Genomic DNA, 20,467 nt, shown 5'->3' on the forward strand with positions numbered 1-20,467 from the left:
ATATATGGCGAACAAGAAAGAAAACACTGTGGAGGAAAAGTTGAGAGCACTATACGATCTACAGCTTATTGATTCCAGAGTGGATGAAATCCGCAACGTTAGAGGCGAATTGCCTTTGGAAGTACAAGACTTGGAAGACGAAGTTCTTGGTCTTAAAACCAGAATGGACAAATTAAAAACGGATGTTGAGACCATCAACTTTGAGATTACTGCCAAAAAGAATCTTATTGAAGAGTCCAAGTCGCTGATCAAAAAATATAGCGAGCAACAAAAAAACGTGAGGAACAGCCGTGAATTTAATTCCCTGAGCAAGGAAGTGGAGTTCCAAGAATTGGAGATTCAATTGGCCGAAAAGAACATTAAGGAGTTCAAAGCGCAAATTGAACAGAAAAAGGAAGTAATTTCCCAGACCAAAGAAAAATTGTCCGAGCGCGAAAGCCATTTAAAACACAAAAAAGGCGAATTGGATGCTATTCTTGCAGAAACCGAAAAAGAGGAAAAAGCGCTTTTGAAAAAATCTGAAGAGTACGAAGAGCAGATTGAAGAGCGTTTGGTGAAGGCCTACAAAAGAATCCGTCACAATGTAAAAAACGGTTTGGCCGTGGTTCCTGTAGAGCGAGGTGCTTCAGGTGGTTCCTTTTTCACGATTCCTCCACAGGTTCAGGTAGAGATAGCTTCGCGCAAAAAAATTATTACAGACGAGCACAGTGGTAGGATTTTGGTAGATCCGCTACTGGCCGAAGAAGAACAAGAAAGAATGGAAAAGCTTTTCGCAAAGCTTTAATCCTAAAACTTGAACTAAAATATAGAAGCCACCTTAAAAGGTGGTTTTTTTTTATGTAGTTAATCAAAATAAAAAAGCGATGAGCAAATCCCGACCCAGTAGATAGCTGAGTATTGCTTTTACCCTTTTCAGAAACCAAATTGGTTTTTCGGAAGAGTTCAAGGTATTCGCGAAATTAATATCCGACTAAATAATAGGCTTCTTGATTTCGGGGGAAAAGACCATTGACCTGACTTGCCTATAACAACTCCAGAATCATTTCTTCAACTTCCTTGGAATCCCACTTTTCTTCAATATTCGGTATTTGCATCACTTGTTTCATAATAGCTTCCTGCATATCCCCAATAGCAAGAGCTTCGGCGTAGGGCCTGTCCGAAAATGTGACCCGACTGTAAACAGGAATCCATTTCTCCGGATGTAGGGCCGCAAAATGCTTTTCAATTTTTTTCTGTAGCAAAAACTTAGGGTCTGCCGTTTTACGGCTCATTTCCACAAAATTTCGATAGCTCAACTCAGCAATGGCATCTGCATTGGGCTTACGTTCCTTTTGGTACTCGGAAAAAATAGCGTCCCAATCGTCCCCATATTTCTTCATGAGTTTGTTAAGGATAAATATATCCTCAAAACCGGCATTCATGCCCTGACCATAAAAGGGCACAATGGCGTGTGCCGAATCACCGACCAGAGCAACTTTGTTCCAATAGGTCCAAGGATAACATTTCATGGTCACCATGGCGCTGGTTGGGTTTTGAAAAAAATCTTTGGTCAAATTCTCGATTTCCTTGCGTACGTTGGGAAAATACTCCTTAAAAAATGCCTTCGCCGCATCCACAGTGGTTAAACTTTCAAAAGACACCTTCCCTTCAAACGGTAAAAACAGGGTACAGGTAAAACTACCATCAATATTGGGCATGGCAATGAGCATAAACTCACCTCGCGGCCATATATGAAAAGAGTTTTTATCCAGCTTATGGGTTCCATCCTCGTTGGCTGGTATGGTAAGTTCCTTATACCCTACATCGATAAAATCTTGTGAATAATCAAACCTACTCCTACGTTGCATTTTGTGGCGCACTCTGGAAAACGCACCATCGCAACCAAAAATGATATCGAACTGATATTCCGTCCACTTTCCTTTTTCGGTTTCCCCCGTATAAATTTTAGCTTCGGGCAGGTTAACGTCCCACACTTTTTCGTCGAACCTGAACACCGTTCCTGCTTCTTCGGCCAAATCGATCATCCGTTTGTTCAAAATACCGCGAGAAATGGACCAGATGGCCTCCCCTTCCTTCCCATATTTTTGAAAATATACGGGCTTATCGTTAACGTGCATGGCCCTTTTATCCAACGGAATGGCTATATCCTTGATCTTTTCACCAATACCTACTGCATTAAGGGAGCGCCAACCCCTATTGCTCATGGCCAAATTAATGGACCTGCCAGAAAACTTGATTGTCCTAATATCCGGCCTTCTATCAAAAACTGTGACCTTGTGTCCAATTTTTCGGAGATAAATCGCTAACAAAGAGCCCACCAATCCGGAACCGATGATGGCTATATTTTTTGGAGTCTGTACCATAAATGCCCACTGGGCCAAATTCTAATTAAATAGTAAAAATAAGCATTTTGGCCTTGAACAGTTCCAAATAATGGTTTCCCTTCCATTTTCAATTATTTTTGTTTAATAATTTTGTATTTTTATTAAACATTATTGATTGGGTTGGCACATCTTAAAACATATTTACCTCTAAAACATTGCCCGGTTTGCCAAAGACCTTTTGCTTGGCGAAAAAAATGGGCGAAAGATTGGGAAAACGTAATTTATTGCAGCGCACACTGCAGAAAAAACAAGAACAAACATGACAACTAGCCTAATTTGGTTTGGAAATAATTTACGGGTACACGACAACGAAGCTTTGCATCTGGCCGCCAAGGCCAATAGGTTAATAGCCCTGTATTGTTTTGACCCTAGGCAATTCGAAACGGATAAATTTGGATTCAAGAAAACGGAACGCTTCAGGGCAAAATTTCTATTGGAAACGGTTCAACAGCTTCATGAAAATTTAAAAGCACTCAATATCACTCTTTATGTTTACCAAGAAAAGCCAGAGGATGTTATACCTGATTTGGTGAGGCAATTTATTATAGATGCCGTTTTTGTACAGAACGAATGGACCTCTGAAGAGAAACAAACCGTACAAAATGTTCAAAATCTATTACCCAAAGGGACTGTTTTGCATAAGACCTTCGACCAATTCCTATTTCATCCCGATGACATTCCCTTTGCCTCCCCTGCACAAATCCCTTCAATATTCACACTTTTTCGAAAAAAATGCGAAAAATATTCCTCGGTGAGACAATGTTTTACTTTGCCCAAAGTATTTCCCATAGAAAATCAAGTAGACCCCAACACTAAAGTCCCAACATTGGAAAGTCTTGGGTTCTTAGATTTTAAAACAGATTACAGGTCCGCCTTTCCGTACAAAGGTGGCGAGGAAAATGCCCGAATGCGCATACAACATTACTTTTGGGACACCAAAAAACTGGCCTACTATAAAAAAACGAGAAACGGACTTACCGGCACCGATTACAGCTCCAAACTCTCACCCTGGTTGGCCAATGGAAGTATTTCCGCTCGAACCATCTATTGGGAAATAAGACGATTTGAAAAGGAAATAAAAAAGAATCAGGATACGTATTGGTTGGTTTTTGAGCTGATTTGGCGTGATTACTTCAAATACATTTCGTTAAAACACGGAAATGATATTTTTAAATTGGAAGGCATTCTTCACAAAAAATATGACTGGCACACAATACAAGATGTCAAAATGGCATGGATCAACGGGGAAACCAATGATGATTTTGTAAACGCCAATATGATCGAACTAAAACAAACCGGATGGATGAGCAACCGTGGCAGACAGAACGTGGCCAGTTTTTGGTCCAAACACCTACAACAAGATTGGCGAATAGGGGCCGCCTATTTTGAATCGATGCTCATAGACTACGACGTACACAGCAATTGGGGCAACTGGATGTACAACAGTGGTGTGGGCAACGACCCGCGAAACAGAACTTTTAACACAAAACGGCAGGCGGATATGTACGATCCCAATAAAAAATTCCGATCGCTTTGGCTACAACCCACTCTTTTTTAACCGATGAAAACACTTCGACTAATCCTTGGTGACCAATTGAACCTATCACACAGCTGGTTCGATAAAGTGACCGACGACCATACATACCTAATGGCCGAAATGCGCCAAGAAACCGATTATGTAAAGCACCATATTCAAAAAGTGGTCGGCTTTTTTCGTTCCATGAGGAATTTTTCAAACACTTTAAAAGAGGAGGGGCACCATGTCATCTATTATAGGATAGGTGATGAGAAAAATCCTCAAAACTTGCCCGAGCTCATCAAAAAAGCCATTTCGGAACACCAAATTGAAAAGTTCGAATACCAATTGCCCGATGAATACCGATTGGACCAGCAGCTCAAGGAAATCGTAAAATCCATTACCATTAGTTCGGAGGTTTTTGACACCGAACATTTTTACACCAAAAGAAATGATCTGGAAAATCACTTTAAAGGAAAAAAACAATTGTTGATGGAGAGTTTCTACCGCATGATGCGAAGGAAACATAACATTTTGATGATCAATGATCAGCCCGAAGGCGGTAAATGGAACTTTGACCAAAGTAACCGTAAAAAATGGGACGGATCGCCAAAAATTCCCAAAGAACTATCTTTTGATACCGACGTTACCGAACTGTTGGAAGAAATTAAAAATGCGGATATAAAAACCTTCGGAAACATTGACGCCAAAAATTTTCACTGGCCAACATCGCACGAGGAATGTAAAAAGTTATTGACGTTTTTCTGTTCCAATCTGTTGAAATATTTTGGTGATTATCAAGATGCATTGCATACTCAGGAAAAATACCTGTTCCATTCGCGCCTTTCCTTTGGCATGAACAGCAAAATGCTGTCACCCCAAGAAGTAATCCATACCGTATTGGACCATTACCATGCGCATAAAGATGACATCCATATCTCGCAAGTGGAAGGTTTTATCCGTCAGATACTAGGTTGGCGGGAATACATGCGGGGGGTATATTGGAAGGAAATGCCGGGATATGCCAAAGTGAACAAATTGGAGAACCGCAACCCGCTCCCGGATTTCTTTTGGACGGGCAAAACCAAAATGAACTGTTTGCACAAGGCCATTACCCAAAGTTTAGACGATGCGTATGCCCATCATATTCAACGGCTCATGATCATTGGAAACTACGCCCTTCTCACTCAAATTGACCCCGATAAAGTGGATGCTTGGTACCTTGGCGTATATATAGATGCGATCGAGTGGGTGGAAATTACCAATACCCGGGGCATGAGCCAATATGCCGATGGTGGCATTGTGGCGACCAAGCCTTATGTAAGCAGTGCCAATTATATTAATAAAATGGGCAACTATTGTAAGGAATGTAGTTATAGCCATACTAAAAAGTCGGGAGAAAAATCCTGTCCCTTCAATTCGCTTTACTGGAATTTTTTAGAAGATAAAAAAGCGTTTTTTAAGGACAATCAACGTATGAACATGATGTTGAGCTTATTGAAAAAGAAGAATAAGGAAGAACTCAAGGATTTACAGGATAGGGCCAGGAAAATTATTGCAAATCCGGAGCTATTCTGATTTTAACAAGTCTTTATGATCTATTGGCATTCTTGTTGCCGTATATATTTAAAATATTCCGCTTCGGCGCCTATATATAAAAAGTCCTTCACAATACGTTGCGAAGGACTTTTCACTTTATAGAAATCTTGGGTTTATTTCAATATATCATCTACGATGCCATACGCCACAGATTCTTCTGCACCCATCCAATAATCACGATCAAAATCCTTCATTACCTTGTCAAAAGACTGCCCACAGTTTTCCGCCAATATTTTGGCACCCAACTCCTTGGTCTTTATAATCTCTCTGGCCTGAATCTCGATATTCGATGCCTGCCCTCTTGCACCACCGCTAGGCTGATGGATCATTACGCGGGCATGGGGCTGAATAAATCTTCTGCCCTTTTCGCCTACGGATAATAGAATGGAGCCCATTGAGGCCGCCAATCCGGAACAAACGGTAGATACAGGGCTTTTGATCTGTTTAATGGTATCGTAAATGGCAAACCCGGAAGTTACGTAGCCTCCGGGGCTATTGATAATCAATTGAATCTCATCATTGTTCAACATATCCAAATACAGTAGCCTATCGATTACATGTTTGGCAGAATCATCATCTACTTGTCCCCACAAAAACACTTTGCGGTCGTTTAATAACTTTTCTTGGATCAATTCCTGAACTTTTCCTTTTTTTGAACTCATTTTTTTACGTGTTGTAAGACTTCAAAAATAATCAAATTCCAAGGAAGTTACCGCACTTGTTTTATACAATGGACGGATTAAGATTTTATCTGTACTTTTTGTGATACCACATCCTTGATCGGAATCACAAATTCTCCGGCTCGGGTCTCTAAAATAAGGCTATTGTTTTCGATGGCCTTGATGGTCCCTTCGTCGTCCCCGATCACAATTCTGTCTCCAACGGCATAGGTCTTTCTTGTATAGAAGGACCTCATGATATCTGCAATAATTTCTCGTGTTCCCAGACCTACGCCCAATGCAAATGCCAACAGAAACGCCCCCAATATCATGGTTATATTATTGGTTATGATGGTGGTATCGACCCCTGCTTGGTTCAACGCCGTGATGGACATAAAAATGACGATAATGTAAAACAGCAGGTTACTTACCAAGTTGGAACCTCCCAACTCAAAGGATTCGAATAGTTTTTTTACCGTTTTTTTTACCAAACTGCCTATATAGAACCCTACCATTAAAAGTACCAATGCACTAAAAAACCTGGGCAGATAATTGAGGAGGTTGCCGATTTCCTGGGATATGATCTGAAAATTTAAAATATCGGCGGCCAATATTAGGAAGACCAAGATCAGAAACCATTTGGCAAAGCCCAGTACAATTTTGGAAAGATCAATCTTAAAATCGCTCTTACCAGTTATCTCCATGTCGTTTATTTTCTCGTTGAGTGCATCTATTTTGGTAATCTTGAGTACCTTTTTTAATAGAAATGTCACAATTTTAATAGTCAACCATCCAATAATCAAAATTATGATCGCCCCAAATATTTTGGGAAAAGCAGTCGCTATTTCCCTTCCTATCGTAGAAAGAGACTCCGATGCTATTGCCTTCCAATTGTTTATTGTTTCCATATTTATAATTTTTATTGTGTCTGTTTATTTATCGATTATCTCCCAAGGTTCTAAATAGTTTGCGCAAAGCATTTCCCAAGTTTATTGAAAACAATGAGGCCAAGTCCATAATCAATTTTGCCGCAGCTATATCGTTCATTACTTTTTTCTTCATTTCCGGAGGGGTCTCCTTTAAAGTTGCCTCCAGTTCTTTGAATGGATTTTTATGGTGCTTTGCCATCTATTCCAAAGTTTTATATATTTCCAACAATCTTTCCTTTGCCCGTTTTAACCGCATTTTTACTGCACTTTCCCCAATCTCCATTAAATCTACAAGTTCTTTTATGCTCGCCCCGTCCTGGTATTTCAGCAACAAAATGGACTTATCTTCCACTGCAATGAGTTCCATGGCTTTCTTGAGCTTGTCCGTTTTCATTTCGAACAAACTCTCATCGGAAACTTCTTGGGTCAGCTTATATTCGGAGTTTTCGACCTGTACGGAATTATCCTGTATTTTTCGTTGCTTATTACGGTTAACATAGTTCACACAAAAGTTATAGGTAAAGGAATAGAGCCAAGTAGAAAACTTCGATTTTCCTTTAAACGTTCGAAGTTTGATAAAAAGCTGGAGGAACACATCTTGCGTTAAATCCTCCGCCTCGTCCTCAGATTTTGCAAAACCGTAACATTTATTGTACACCATTTGCGCATAGCGGTCGTACAACTTACCAAAAAGCATGGTATCGTTGTCCGCTACGATCTGTTTCACTAATTTCTCATCGGAATAACGAGAATAAGGGTCTTTTGAATCCAAAAAAGCTTTATCGTGGTTATTTATAAGAATTAGAAACAGCTTTTTTAAAAAAGTCACTCTGGAAACAGTTTTTTGGTTGATGTTCGGACAATGGTCAAAAATAAGAGATTTTCCTAGTATATTTGGCTAAAAACCAGATATGAAGACCAATTCCCTCTTAGCTCTATTTGCCTTTTTAATGTTCGCTGCCTGCAAAACCGAACCAAAAAAGACCGAGGCCGCCGAAAAAGAGACCGAAGTTGAAAAAACCGTGCCCGAACGCATTGCAGAGGCCCATGGTTTTGAACAATGGGACATGGTAAAAGGCATCACCTTTACCTTTAATGTGGATAGGGATTCCATGCATTTTGAGCGCAGTTGGGATTGGAAACCCAAGAGCAATGTCGTATCCGCCATTTCTGGACCGGACACGCTTACCTACAACCGTAATGCCATGGATAGTATCGCCATAAAAACCAATAGTGGTTTTATTAACGATCGGTACTGGTTATTGGCCCCTTTTAATTTAATGTGGGATTCCAATAATTACACCTACGAGCACACCACAGATGCTGTTGCTCCCATTAGCGAAGAGCCCATGCAAAAACTTACCATTGTATACGCGAACGAAGGTGGTTACACCCCTGGTGATGCATATGATTTTTACTTTAAGGACGATTACATTTTACGTGAATGGGCCTATCGAAAATCCAACCAGGAAGAACCTAACTTAGTTTCCACATGGGAGGATTATGTGGAGATGGAGGGGCTTAGATTGGCCAAACAGCACAATCGTCCAGAAGGTGGCACAAGTTTATATTTTACGGGCATTTCTGTTAAAAAAGACTAATGCTTAGTTTATAAACACATGGCAGCAACTCGAATTATTTAGATGGCAACTGTTTACCATATACCGTTGTCTTTTCTTTTAAAGTTTTTATTGGTAACATTACTCGAACCCCAAATTTCAGCCTAGGTGCAAAACGGGTCAGCACGTGAATTTTTCTCAGCCAACTGAACGGTTAAATAAAATATTTGTTTAAAATAACCTCCTTACATTAAGAATGTTACACACATTCGGTAAAATTTACGTGTATGAATTTAAGTGATTCATTGTAGTATTAAGCTTGTTTTGATAAATTTAAGTGCTAAAACACTACAATGACCCCCGTTGAATCCGTATTTCAGGACGCTTCTATTCCCTTTACCATAATAAACCAAGAACAGTCCATTATAGATTATTCCACACAGTGGCTAAACTCGTTCAATTTGGATTCGGACATCATGGGCAAGAATTTTTTCGAAGCCATGCCCCAATTGCCCGAAGAACTAAAGATCGATATCAACTATTGTTTGGAAGGCATTAAAACCCGTTCCGATTCCAAAAGGATCGTACAAAAAAACGGGGACTCCATTTGGTACGATTGGAAAGTTAGCTTGCTGAGCGATCAGGATGGAAACGATGGCCCAAAAATCTTGGTTATCCTAGAAAACATAACACATAAAAGGCTTGAAGAGGAGCTTTTGATCAAGTCGCAACAAGTGGCAAGAATTGGAGGATGGGAGGTTGATCTGGTAAAAAACACCTTGTATTGGTCCAAAATTACCAAAGAAATCCATGAGGTACCCGAAGATTATCTTCCAGATTTGGCCAAAGGAATCTCCTTTTACAAAGAGGGGTACAGCAGGGATACCATATCCAAATTGGTAAAGGAGGGAATAGAGCAAGGTAAAAAATGGGATGTTGAACTACAGATTGTCACCTCCAAAGGAAATGTTGTGTGGGTACGTGCCATTGGCGAACCGGAAATGCTCAACGATAAATGTGTGCGAATTGTTGGTACTTTTCAGGATATAGACGGCAGAAAAAGGGCTCAACTCCTATTGGAAAACAGTAGGGCATCTTTAAAAGGTACTTTCGATAATTCGTCCATTGGAATGGCTCTGGTGGCCAAAAATGGCAAATTTATAGACGTCAACTCCAGTTTGTGCGAGAGCCTTGGGTATACAAAGGAAAACCTGCTAAACCTCAATTTTCAAGATATAACACATCCAGACGATCTAGAGATAGATCTTAAATTGCTCAACGAACTTGTAAAGGGCAAAAGGAATTCGTACCAAATCGAGAAAAGATATTTTAATAACAATAGACAGCTGGTTTATGTAATTCTCACAGTTACCGCAGAACGTAATATCGATGGTGAAATCTCTCATTTTATTTCTCAAATCGTTGATATCTCCACCAGAATAAAGGCAGAAAAAAAATTGAAGGGGCTACTTGAACTGACCACGAACCAGAACAACAGCCTTATGAACTTTGCCCATATTGTTTCCCACAACCTAAGGTCGCATGCGGCAAACCTAACGATGATAAGTGATTTTGTCACCGATGAATCCTTGGCCGATGATATTCGCAAAGACAGTTTAAAACTATTGACCCAAGCATCTCAAGGGTTGAATGAGACCATTTCCCACCTAAATGAAGTGGTTCAGGTAAAACTGGAAACTGATAAAAAATTAAAATCCATACCCCTCAAACCTCTGGTTGAAAAAGTATTGAACGATATTCGAGCGGTAATAGATGAAAACAATGCGGATATATTCATCGATATTCCCGACAGCATACAAGTAAAAGGTGTTTTAGCCTACATGGAGAGTATTGTTCTCAACTTGGTCACCAATGCCATTAAATACAAAGACCAAAGCAAAAACACCACCAAAGTGGCCATTACGGCAACAGATAACAACGAAACAGCGGTTCTACAAATAGAGGACAATGGCCTAGGAATAGATCTGGACAAATACGGGGAAAAACTCTTTGGCATGTACAAAACATTCCATGGCAACGAAGATGCAAGGGGAATCGGTCTGTTTATAACAAAAAATCAAATAGAATCCATGGGCGGTAAAATTGTGGTGGAAAGCCAACCGACCATTGGAACCATCTTTAAAGTTACCTTACTAAAACAATGAGCATGAATTTATTGGACGTAGCATTTATTGTCGATGATGACCCTATTCACCAATTTGGAATGAAGGTGTTATTGCAGAGAATTAAATTTTCCAATGAAGTACTTATCTACCAAAATGGGCAGGAGGCCATAGATGCTTTAACACAACGAATGGAAAAGGGCTTAAAATTACCCTCCATTATTTTTTTGGACCTCAACATGCCTATAAAAGACGGTTGGGGGTTTTTAGATGATTTTGTTGAGATCCCTCATCAAAACAGAGAAAAAATAGTGATCTATGTGGTGAGTTCTTCCATTAACCCATCCGATCAAGAAAAAGCAAAGAAATATGCTGTGGTGAGCAATTATATCGTTAAACCCATCAATAAAGATCAATTGACCAATGTTCTCGATGATTTGGGTTTGATCGACAAAGTGTAAAAAATTCCAACAGACTCTATTTGCCAATTCCGATATTTATGGTTTTCGCCTTCGATGAAGAAAGAGTGTGATTACCAACACCAATAAAGCGAGACAGAGCAGCAATAAAAAACTATAGTTCAACGATGCACTTTCCGCAATAAACCCAAGAACTACGGGACCCAACAAAAACCCCATGTAGCCTGCCCCTGCAATAAAGGCCACTCCTTGAGAGGAATCTACACCTTTTACATTCCCCCCGATTCGGAACAGTTCCGGCACAATAACCGAAAACCCAAGTCCGTTTAAGGCAAAGCCGATAATGGACCACGTGGTGTGCTGTGTTAAAACCAGAACAAAACCTATGGCCGCAATCATGGCGCCTAGGCCAACAATTTTTATGGGACCTATTCTCTCACTGATCCCATCGCCCAAAAATCGACCAAGGGTCATCGTGGTGGAAAATGCCAAAAAACCGGCCCCAAACAATACTTCCGGTGCCATGGTCATTTCCTTAAGATAAAGTGCGCTCCAATCCACAATGGCACCTTCAGCCCCAAAACACACAAAACCAATTATTCCCAGAAGCAACAAGGGCTTAAAAAGTGTTAAACTAAAAGGCTCTTTTTCCACCGGGGCAGCTACGATTTTAATATAGTGTTTTCTAAACACCAGATTAACCATAAGCACCAGCGCTACGGTAATGGCCATGTGCCAAACTGGGCTTCCGATCACTGGGATCAAAAAACTGCCCAGACCCACTAGAATACCTCCCAAACTAAAAAATCCGTGGGCTGCCGACATTATATTTTGTTTATCTTCCTTTTCAATCTCGGTCACCAAGGTGTTCACGGCAATATCGATAAATCCATTACTGGCCCCAAATAAGTACAAGGCTGCCATCAACAAATAATAATTGGGTGCCATAAGGGGCAACATGGCCATTATGGAAACAAATATGACCCCATACCAAGTAGCTTTGCCAACACCTAGTTTATTAATTATTTTGGAGGCCATTGGAAAAATGGTAAATACCCCGAGGGACAAACAGAATAGGGCAATCCCAAGGTCCGCCTTATTTATATCCAATTTTTCTTTTACGGTCGGAATATATATGGCCCAGGTACCAAACCAGACATTTAAACTGGTGAATACCCATGCAGCTCCAAAGTACCTGGAGTTTGTAAGAATGAGCCATAGGGATTTCATATAGGGGTCAAATTGAAAAAGTTATCAAGGATGTTTATTTGTCCTGTATGCCTTTTTTTAAGATCTGTCCAAATCGGTACATATCTTCGAACGAGCAATATAAAGGTGCAGGAGCCAAACGAATCACGTTTGGTTCTCTCCAATCGGTTATTACACCGTTCTTCATCAAATAATCAAAAATGGCCCTACCCTCTCCATGTAAAAAAACAGAAAGTTGGCATCCTCTGTCCTTTGGGGTTATAATTTCGAATGTGCTGTCCACTTCCTTATCTATTTCGTGCAACACAAACTCCAGAAAGGCCACTATGGTGCGCTGTTTTTCTATTAGGGCATCCATACCCACTTCCTCAAACATCTCCAACGAAGCCAAATATGGTGCCACCGAAAGTATGGGCGGGTTGCTCAATTGCCAGGCGTCGGCACTCTGAATGGGGTCGAATTCGGGCTGCATTAAAAAGCGTGTCTCTTTTTTGGTTCCCCACCACCCTTCAAAACGAGGAATATCCTTTTTGCCCAAGTGTTTTTCATGTACAAAAATTCCAGATGCGTTGCCCGGTCCACTGTTCATGTATTTATAGCTGCACCATGCCGCGAAATCGGCTTCCCAATCATGTAGGTTCAATTTAATATTGCCCACGGCATGTGCCAAATCCCATCCAACAAAGGCACCGACATCCTTACCCGCCTTGGTAATGGCCTCCATATCCAAGACTTGGCCATTGTAATAATTTACTCCTCCCATTAGTACCAAGGCCAACTCATCCCCTACCTCGTTGATCTTTTGGATTATATCCTCGGTACGCCAAGCATGTTCGCCTTCCCGTTTTTTTACCTCTACAATGGCCTCTTTTGGGTCCAAACCATGAAAACGTACTTGACTTTGCAGCATATATTGATCGGATGGAAAAGCCTTTTCCTCACAAATGATCTTAAAGCGTGATGTGGTAGGTCGATAAAAGGATACCATCAACAAATGAAGGTTTACCGTCAACGTATTCATTACAGAAACCTCTTGAGGCCTTGCTCCCACAACGTTGCCCAGGCCATTGGCCAGTCGTTCATGGTAATCCCACCAAGGTTTATCGGCATAAAAATGTCCTTCTACGGCCAACTCCTTCCAGTCTTTCATTACCTCGTCCACAAACGTTTGGGTGCGTTTGGGTTGCAGCCCAAGGGAATTCCCTGTAAAATAGATTACATCCTTTCCGTTTACCTGAGGATAGTGGAATTCATTTCTGTAGTGGGCCAATGTATCGGAAGCATCAAGCTGTTTGGCAAAATCGAGCGTGTTTTGGAACGTCATGCTGTAATGGTTTGCATCAAAAATACGATTTGTGGAGGTAATGTACACTAATGGAATTTACGCCAAGCGCATTTCTATAATGTGCTTTTTAAAACCCACTTTTTCATACGCTTTTATGGCCGAAAGGTTGTCGTTGTATACTGTTAACCTGATTTCCTTAAAACCTGCACTCTCCGACCATTTTTTAAGTTCGTCCACGATCATTGCATTGATCCCCTTACCTCGATACTGTTGATCGGTGTACATAAAACCGAGGTAGGCATAATATTCGTGGTCCAGATAGTGCCTCGCCTTTTTTGGAATGGCATACCCCGATGCCACCACCTTCTTCTCTATTTCGGCCACCACAATGCATGCTTGCGGATCTTGGATCATCGCCTCGATATCGTAGTAACTTACCGCACCTTTCCTTATGGTAACATCAAAAGGGCGTTCCGCATTGATTATTTCTTGTTCAAATTTTAGCAACAACGGGAGGTCGTGCATTGTAGCAGGTCTAATATTTACCTTATGTAACGGCATAGTCTGTTTTATTTAAAGAGCTGTTCCAATGTAGTTCTTTTCCATATTTTTGCGAAAAATTTATCATGCATTTCCTATCACCGGTCTTGGAGAATTATATTGCCAACAATACCGAAGACGAACCTATCCTGTTGCAAGAACTTACCCGCGAAACACACCTAAAGGTGATACAGCCCAGAATGATCACTGGACATTTTCAAGGCAGAGTGTTGAGCATGCTTTCTAAAATCATCAATCCAAAATACATTCTTGAGATAGGCACATATACCGGATATTCCGCATTGTGTTTGGCCGAAGGGCTTCAAAGAGAAGGAGAACTGCATACCATTGAGGTAAACGAGGAACTCCATCGCATGCAGAGCAAGTACTTTGATAAAAGTGGATATGGCCCCCAAATAAAGCAGCATACGGGAGATGCCCTGGATATTGTTCCCAACTTGGAACAAACTTTTGATTTAGTTTTTATTGATGCCCAAAAGGTGAACTATGATAGCTATTTTGAAGCTGTACTCCCGAAAACAAAGCCGGGCAGTATTATCCTATCAGACAATGTTCTATGGTCGGGCAAAGTGGTAGAACCCTTAGAAAAATCGGACAAGGCCACTGCGGCTCTTTTACAATACAACCAAAAACTCAAGGAAGACCCAAGGGTAGAAACTGTTTTATTGCCGATCAGGGATGGACTGACTTTGAGCCGGGTGCGATAAATCGTTGATAAATCCAAAAGAAGAGTGTTCCGCTCAACACGCCTACTATGGTACCCACCAAAATATCAAAAGGATAGTGCACCCCAACATAAATACGGCTCATCGTAAAAAGTATGGGCCAAACAAAAAAGAACATCGCCCATTTCATTTTTTTTCTCAAGAACAAAAATACCAAGGTCGTTATCGCGAACGAGCTGGATGCATGGCCCGAAAAGAAACTAAAATCTGTCGGTGTTTTTAATATTCGGATCAGGGAATTGATTTCTTCTGTATTGTTCGGCCTTAATCTCGCTACAGATATTTTGGTAAAATGTGTAACAAGGGCAATAAACAGTGCCAATCCCAACACGGTCAAAAATTTATGTAGTGCCTCTTTTTTTGGAAAATTGAGGTAAAACAATATCACAAATAGTATAAATAGGGGTATCCAGGTGGTAAATTGGGTAGCCGTGGACCAAAACAAGTCGTACTTTTCTATGCCCAGACCATTGAGATAAACAAAAGTGTCCCTATCCCATTTGAGCAGTTTTTCCAGCATGGGACTTACTTATTTATGTCGCGTTTAATAGAACCGGAAACTTCCTCCACATTTTTCTTTACATCATCGATCTCCTTTCGGATATTCTTGGTAAAGTCTGTATCCACATCGGCACTTTTTTGGATTTCACGTTTAATATCATCCGTGGCATCCTTAAGTTGGCGCATTCCTTTGCCGAGCCCCCTGGCTATTCCAGGTATTTTATCCGCACCAAACACCATCACCACTATAAATAGGATGAAAAATATCTCGGCTCCACTAATGAATAGAAATTGCATGGCACAAATATAATCAGAACTTCATTTCAAAATAAAAAAAGCCCTGTGAAATCACAGGGCTTTTTGGTATGGCTTAAATCTTATTTGTCTCCTTTGATATTTTCCTTGAATTTATCAAAATCGGACTTTTCATCTTTCTTGGGCCAAGAGTTGTTTGTGGTATCGATATCTGCAGTTTCCAATTTTGGATCTACTACAATTCCTACCAATTCCTTTTCTGTTGCCATTACTCTTTTCACCTCTGCGTCGTTCTTTCTCCAAATTTCAGGAGGATAAGTAACGCTTTCAGTGGTGCCGTCGGCGTACGTGTACTCAACGATCAACGGCATAGGGATTCCCCCTGGTTTATCAAAAGTGATTTCGTAGAAGAACTTAGGTTCTTTTACCTGAGCTCTTTCGGCTGCCGTCATGTTATCCATCATAAACTCCTTAAGGTTCTGAGAAGTCTCTGTTGGTGATTTTCCTTTAAGTTCTGGCGCAAAGTCCTCGCTATCCTCTTCTGCCAAATAGACCAATGGAGGAAGATCGGCTTCGGTAAGGTTTCTGTCCGCCATATACTTTTCCATTTCTTTGGTCGGTTTGTTGGTAACGTAGTATTTTTTTACTCCTTTCACCCCTATATCCACATAATCGGTAGTGTAGAACCAAGATCTCCAGAACCAATCCAAATCCACAGCGGAAGCATCTTCCATGGTACGGAAGAAATCCTCTGGGGTCGGGTGCTTGAACATCCAACGCTGTGCGTAGGTTTTAAAGGCGTGATCGAACAATTCCTTGCCCATTACGGTTTCCCTTAAAATATTAAGTGCAGTAGCTGGCTTTGCATAAGCGTTAGGACCAAGCTGATATACATTCTCTGGATTGGACATGATCGGCGATATAAAACTTTGATCGCCGGCCATATAAGGCACTATTTTGGCCGCCTCTCCTCTTCTTGATGGATATTTTTCGTTGGGGGCAATGGCTTCTGGGAAAGTTTGTCCAAATTCCTGTTCTGCCAAGTATTGCATAAAGGTATCCAAACCTTCGTCCATCCATCCCCACTGACGCTCATCGGAATTAACGATCATTGGAAAGAAGTTGTGGCCCACCTCGTGGATGATCACACTGATCATTCCGTATTTGGTTCTATCGGAATAGGTTCCATCTTCGTTAGGACGACCATAGTTCCAGCAGATCATGGGGTACTCCATACCTTGGTTTTTCGCGTGTACGGAAATAGCCTTGTGGTACGGGTAATCAAAAGTGTGCTTGGAATAGGTCTGCAGGGTTTGAACCACTGCTTTTGTGGAGTATTCTTCCCAAAGTGGATTTCCCTCTTTTGGGTAAAGTGATACTGCCATTACATCTTTGTTCCCGATTTTCACGGCTTGCATGTCCCAAATAAACTTTCTGGAAGTTGCAAAACCGTAATCCCTAACGTTGGTCGCCTTGAACTTCCAAGTCTTGGTATCGTTGGAAAAGCTTTTTTCCGCAGCTTCTGCTTCTTCTTGGGTTACAATGATTACAGGCTTATCGTAAGATTTTTTGGCCTGCTTGTAACGCTTCATCATTTCTTTGGAGAAAACCTCTTCGCGGTTTTGAAGCTCACCTGTCGCATCCAGAATATGGTCTGCGGGAACAGTAATACTTACATCATAGTTTCCGAATGGCAGAGCAAACTCTCCGCTGCCCCAGAACTGATGGTTTTGCCAGCCTTCCACATCGCTGTACACAGCCATACGAGGAAAGAACTGTGCAATTACGTATGCACGGTTTCCATCTTTTTCGAAATACTCATAACCTGAACGTGCCCTATTTACGGTATGATCGGGAATATTGTACCACCATTTGATGGAGAACGAAATCTTTTCACCACTCTTTAGCGCTTGCGGAATGTTAATGCGCATCATGGTTTGGTTAATGGTATAGGACAATGGCTTGCCATTGGCATCCTTTACCGATTCAATGTTAAAACCACCGTCAAAAGGCTCACTTATGTAAGTTTGGGCAAAATTACCTGCTGTATAGGCAATGTTAACACCATTTCCATTGCGCAAGGGCGACTTGGAATCCTTGGCACGTACGTTTTGATCTAACTGTACCCAAAGAAACTCCAAATCATCTGGTGAGTTGTTGTGGTACGTGATAGTTTCCTCGCCATTGATCTTGGCGTTTTTATCGTCCAGGTAGATATCCATTACATAATCTGCCTGTTGTTGGTAATAATCGGGACCCGGGGCACCTGAAGCCGAGCGGTACGTGTTCGGAGAGGAAAACTCCTCGTACAATTGTTTAAACCTACTTTGGTTGTAGTGACCTGGTTCCCTTTCTTCTTTAACGTTCCCTTCTTCCTGGGCCATGACCACGGCCCCGAACAGGAACAATACGGAAGCAAAGCAATACTTAATTTTGTTCATCTTCTAATTTGATTTTATAACAGCGAAAAATAACATATTTTAACCGAACGTTAAGAATATGTCATAAGTTTAACATTCCTTTATTGTTCTCTTTGATCAATACAAAACTTTTCTTTTTCCCGTTCCACTTAATGTGCACCACGTTTTTCTGCTCTTCGAACAAATCGGTGAGGACTTCGTTTTGGATGGACATGGTCTTTACTTCTGTTAAATTTACATTAGGAATCTCCAAATAACAGATGGCCACATCGGTATCGTATCTTTTACCCAAAAAAGAATATTTTACCGGTTTCCCATTGAGGGTTACCACGAATTTAGACCTAAAGTATTTCTCAATATACCCATCGGCCAAGTTGGATTCATTAGGGGTTGCCAATTTGGCTTGGATGCCGTAGCGCTCAGAAAGAAGCTTATCCAGGTCATCGATAAAAATACGGCTGGTAATCTGAAAGGCCTTATCGTCTTCCGAATATTCGATATTGGTAACGCTAACGTAAAATTTATGTGCCGTAGAGAAAGACAAAAACAACAGTATGGCGAAGGGCAATATCAGGATTTTTGTGTTTTTCAAATGTTTCATGTAGTGCTAGACTTTATATGGTACAACAATGTTACTGTTTTAAACGACTATCTGCAATTTACCTGCCAAACTAATCTAAAAACATCCCGACCATTCCCAAATTGACAAGTTCAAACAACAAATCCAAAAAATCAATCCAAATCATTGTTTTTACGATAGGCCCTGCTCTTGTTCATGATCACATCCCAAATCCTTAATTTATCCTGAGATTTTACCGCTTCTTGAAAATTCTCGTCCACTTCGCAGAAGTACATAAAATCATCAATTTTTTCCATTGGGATTTTTAAGGTGGCCACAAAAAGTGAGTCCGCATAAAAACCTTGAACTTCTTGGGTCTGGGCGTAGTTTTTTTCCAGCTTTACCCTGTTCTTGAGCATTTTTGTTCTGCCCGTAATGGCATTTATGATCGGGTTTAGGCTAACTGCCCCTCCTGCTCCTCCGAACCCGCCGCCGCCCATTACCCGCATTGCGGAAGCCTCTTGGAGCCTTCTTTCACTTTGTGTGGGTATGGACCTGTGCGCATTGGGCAATTGCAATGCTTCGGCAGTTACATCTTTTTCCAAAACAACCCGGTCTACATCGCGGCTCAAATCACCTGTTAGATCATAAGGGCTCACCACCACTTCCTTTAATTGGTTCACAAACTCTTGTAATGGCACCTCGATAAAGTTGGACCGAAACAAATCTGGGGTAATTGGCAAGGTTTTTCTTAGAAAATGTACAGCTGAGAACACCAAGGTATCCTTCTCATGGACCATTATGGCGAACCTACCTTCCAAATCGGTAATTACGGCATCTTTAGTGGTGATGTTCTGTACAACCACACCTACGACATCCTTATCCGTACTGGTCACCTTTCCTTGCAGTAATTTGCTATCCTGCTCTTGGGTGAAACCTGTTAGAGCAATCAAAAAAAGCAGTAATGCGAGAAGGCATTTTTTCATTCCTCGTTCAAGGTTGCCAAGTATTCTTTGCTCTGAGTAACCAGAAAATCGATCAATTGAAACTCATTTTCTTTTCTGAGCAGGGTCTGCGAAGGAATCCTATCGTCACAGTACAACAAAAAGGCATCTATTTTATCTTGGGGCAACCTTAGATCCGCAACAAAGAACTCATCATCATAAACATGGCGCAGCACCTCACTTACCTTTAAAGGTGCTCGTTGTTGTCCGTTTACTTCTTGGGATTTAAAAAGGGCCTTGAAGATGTTCACAAAATTGATTCCGTCCTTCATTCCGCGTGTGGTTCTCGAATTGGCGATATTTTCGACCTCGGTACCCCGGTCTATCTCATAATCGAATTGCTTAAAATCTTCATTTTTTACCTGCAGAAAACGTTCTTGCTGATCTGGCGTAACCACCACCTCGTCCAACTCCCGCACTTTTTCGGTAACCTCTACGACCAAACGATTGTTCTGCAATATCTCCGGGGTAACGGTTATCACCTCCAACTGATAGTTCACCGCGGTAAACACCAACTGATCCCCATCTTTTACTGCAATAACAAACTCCCCGTTCTCATCGGTTATGGTTGCCTGGCCGCTGGTTGAATTGATCACGTTCTCGTTGGGAACATTGGAACTTCGGTACAAGACCTTGCCCCTTAACATTTGACGGGAATCCTGCGCAAAGGACCAGCCACTCACGAGCAAAGCGAACAAAATCAAGAATGTATTTTTCATTTCTGGGCGTTTAATGTGTTAAAGAAAACCCTTGACAAGGA

At 41.1% G+C, this 20,467-nt stretch carries 22 protein-coding genes; 8 read left to right on the top strand and 14 right to left on the bottom strand.

From position 1 onward, the window contains the following. Positions 1-4: 4 nt before the first annotated feature. Entirely contained in the window at positions 5-784 is a 780-nt protein-coding gene (locus MJO53_RS02250; protein WP_224837627.1) for a zinc ribbon domain-containing protein, read from the top strand. 238 nt (positions 785-1,022) lie between these two features. Here the strand turns inward: MJO53_RS02250 and MJO53_RS02255 are convergent, their stop codons facing one another. Then, a complete protein-coding gene (locus MJO53_RS02255; RefSeq protein WP_224837626.1) occupies positions 1,023-2,363 on the bottom strand; it encodes an FAD-dependent oxidoreductase in 1,341 nt (446 codons plus the stop codon). A 141-nt stretch (positions 2,364-2,504) separates the two neighbouring features. On the opposite strand from MJO53_RS02255, the gene MJO53_RS02260 reads away from it, so the two are divergent. From MJO53_RS02260 to MJO53_RS02270, 3 genes are read left to right on the top strand one after another with little or no spacing between them, the layout of a single operon-like run. Further along, the gene (locus tag MJO53_RS02260) at positions 2,505-2,654 is read left to right on the top strand and encodes a DUF2256 domain-containing protein (protein WP_224837625.1); all 150 of its coding nucleotides are present in this window, start codon (positions 2,505-2,507) and stop codon (positions 2,652-2,654) included. Then, positions 2,644-3,942 (top strand): DASH family cryptochrome, encoded by a 1,299-nt coding sequence (locus tag MJO53_RS02265; RefSeq protein ID WP_224837624.1) that lies wholly within the window; start codon positions 2,644-2,646, stop codon positions 3,940-3,942. Before MJO53_RS02260 ends, MJO53_RS02265 begins: the two co-directional genes overlap by 11 nt. Before the next feature lie 3 nt (positions 3,943-3,945). Further along, positions 3,946-5,478 carry a cryptochrome/photolyase family protein gene (locus tag MJO53_RS02270; RefSeq protein WP_252080313.1) on the top strand — a complete coding sequence of 511 codons (1,533 nt, stop codon included), beginning with the start codon at positions 3,946-3,948 and terminating at the stop codon, positions 5,476-5,478. Positions 5,479-5,612: 134 nt separating this feature from the next. On the opposite strand, the gene MJO53_RS02275 is transcribed toward MJO53_RS02270, so the two are convergent. The 4 genes from MJO53_RS02275 to MJO53_RS02290 all read right to left on the bottom strand — a co-directional run bounded on the left by MJO53_RS02275 (position 5,613) and on the right by MJO53_RS02290 (position 7,859). After that, positions 5,613-6,161 carry a ClpP family protease gene (locus MJO53_RS02275; protein ID WP_252080314.1) on the bottom strand — a complete coding sequence of 183 codons (549 nt, stop codon included), beginning with the start codon at positions 6,159-6,161 and terminating at the stop codon, positions 5,613-5,615. 77 nt (positions 6,162-6,238) lie between these two features. Further along, positions 6,239-7,066 (bottom strand): mechanosensitive ion channel family protein, encoded by an 828-nt coding sequence (locus tag MJO53_RS02280; RefSeq protein WP_252080315.1) that lies wholly within the window; start codon positions 7,064-7,066, stop codon positions 6,239-6,241. 28 nt (positions 7,067-7,094) lie between these two features. After that, positions 7,095-7,286, bottom strand: coding sequence for a hypothetical protein (locus MJO53_RS02285; RefSeq protein WP_224837620.1), 192 nt, complete (start codon positions 7,284-7,286; stop codon positions 7,095-7,097). Next, entirely contained in the window at positions 7,287-7,859 is a 573-nt protein-coding gene (locus tag MJO53_RS02290) for an RNA polymerase sigma factor (protein ID WP_420485537.1), read from the bottom strand. It lies immediately after the preceding gene. Positions 7,860-7,998: 139 nt separating this feature from the next. Here MJO53_RS02290 and MJO53_RS02295 point away from each other — a divergent pair, with 139 nt between their 5' ends. The 3 genes from MJO53_RS02295 to MJO53_RS02305 all read left to right on the top strand — a co-directional run bounded on the left by MJO53_RS02295 (position 7,999) and on the right by MJO53_RS02305 (position 11,230). Next, positions 7,999-8,688 (top strand): hypothetical protein, encoded by a 690-nt coding sequence (locus tag MJO53_RS02295; RefSeq protein ID WP_252080317.1) that lies wholly within the window; start codon positions 7,999-8,001, stop codon positions 8,686-8,688. 311 nt (positions 8,689-8,999) lie between these two features. After that, complete coding sequence (locus tag MJO53_RS02300; RefSeq protein WP_252080318.1) at positions 9,000-10,811, top strand: sensor histidine kinase; 1,812 nt, start codon at positions 9,000-9,002, stop codon at positions 10,809-10,811. 2 nt (positions 10,812-10,813) lie between these two features. Continuing rightward, complete coding sequence (locus tag MJO53_RS02305; RefSeq protein ID WP_252080319.1) at positions 10,814-11,230, top strand: response regulator; 417 nt, start codon at positions 10,814-10,816, stop codon at positions 11,228-11,230. Positions 11,231-11,266: 36 nt separating this feature from the next. Here MJO53_RS02305 and MJO53_RS02310 read toward each other — a convergent pair whose 3' ends face one another. Genes MJO53_RS02310 through MJO53_RS02320 form a run of 3 tightly spaced genes read right to left on the bottom strand, consistent with a single transcriptional unit; the run spans position 11,267 to position 14,243 of the window. Then, positions 11,267-12,418 (bottom strand): MFS transporter, encoded by a 1,152-nt coding sequence (locus MJO53_RS02310; RefSeq protein WP_252080320.1) that lies wholly within the window; start codon positions 12,416-12,418, stop codon positions 11,267-11,269. Positions 12,419-12,452: 34 nt separating this feature from the next. Then, positions 12,453-13,721 carry a kynureninase gene (gene kynU, locus MJO53_RS02315; RefSeq protein WP_252080321.1) on the bottom strand — a complete coding sequence of 423 codons (1,269 nt, stop codon included), beginning with the start codon at positions 13,719-13,721 and terminating at the stop codon, positions 12,453-12,455. Positions 13,722-13,778: 57 nt separating this feature from the next. Continuing rightward, a complete protein-coding gene (locus tag MJO53_RS02320; protein WP_252080322.1) occupies positions 13,779-14,243 on the bottom strand; it encodes a GNAT family N-acetyltransferase in 465 nt (154 codons plus the stop codon). A 65-nt stretch (positions 14,244-14,308) separates the two neighbouring features. Between MJO53_RS02320 and MJO53_RS02325 the strand changes: the two genes are divergently transcribed. Continuing rightward, positions 14,309-14,950 (top strand): O-methyltransferase, encoded by a 642-nt coding sequence (locus MJO53_RS02325; protein ID WP_224837612.1) that lies wholly within the window; start codon positions 14,309-14,311, stop codon positions 14,948-14,950. Here MJO53_RS02325 and MJO53_RS02330 read toward each other — a convergent pair. The 6 genes from MJO53_RS02330 to MJO53_RS02355 all read right to left on the bottom strand — a co-directional run bounded on the left by MJO53_RS02330 (position 14,916) and on the right by MJO53_RS02355 (position 20,426). After that, positions 14,916-15,488 carry a phosphatase PAP2 family protein gene (locus MJO53_RS02330; RefSeq protein ID WP_252080323.1) on the bottom strand — a complete coding sequence of 191 codons (573 nt, stop codon included), beginning with the start codon at positions 15,486-15,488 and terminating at the stop codon, positions 14,916-14,918. The genes MJO53_RS02325 and MJO53_RS02330 overlap by 35 nt on opposite strands. Positions 15,489-15,493: 5 nt before the next feature. Next, positions 15,494-15,766 carry a Sec-independent protein translocase subunit TatA/TatB gene (locus MJO53_RS02335; RefSeq protein WP_224837610.1) on the bottom strand — a complete coding sequence of 91 codons (273 nt, stop codon included), beginning with the start codon at positions 15,764-15,766 and terminating at the stop codon, positions 15,494-15,496. An 80-nt stretch (positions 15,767-15,846) separates the two neighbouring features. Further along, complete coding sequence (locus MJO53_RS02340) at positions 15,847-18,165, bottom strand: M1 family metallopeptidase (protein WP_252080324.1); 2,319 nt, start codon at positions 18,163-18,165, stop codon at positions 15,847-15,849. A gap of 61 nt (positions 18,166-18,226) precedes the next feature. Further along, on the bottom strand, positions 18,227-18,745 hold the full coding sequence (locus MJO53_RS02345) for a DUF6702 family protein (protein WP_252080325.1): 519 nt from the start codon (positions 18,743-18,745) through the stop codon (positions 18,227-18,229). Positions 18,746-18,876: 131 nt separating this feature from the next. After that, positions 18,877-19,689, bottom strand: a complete 813-nt coding sequence (locus tag MJO53_RS02350; protein ID WP_252080326.1) for a carboxypeptidase-like regulatory domain-containing protein — start codon at positions 19,687-19,689, stop codon at positions 18,877-18,879. Further along, complete coding sequence (locus tag MJO53_RS02355) at positions 19,686-20,426, bottom strand: carboxypeptidase-like regulatory domain-containing protein (RefSeq protein WP_252080327.1); 741 nt, start codon at positions 20,424-20,426, stop codon at positions 19,686-19,688. Before MJO53_RS02355 ends, MJO53_RS02350 begins: the two co-directional genes overlap by 4 nt. Positions 20,427-20,467 lie beyond the last annotated feature (41 nt).

Origin of the sequence: Flagellimonas marinaquae (assembly GCF_023716465.1) — a bacterium.
Lineage (GTDB): Bacteria > Bacteroidota > Bacteroidia > Flavobacteriales > Flavobacteriaceae > Flagellimonas > Flagellimonas alginolytica.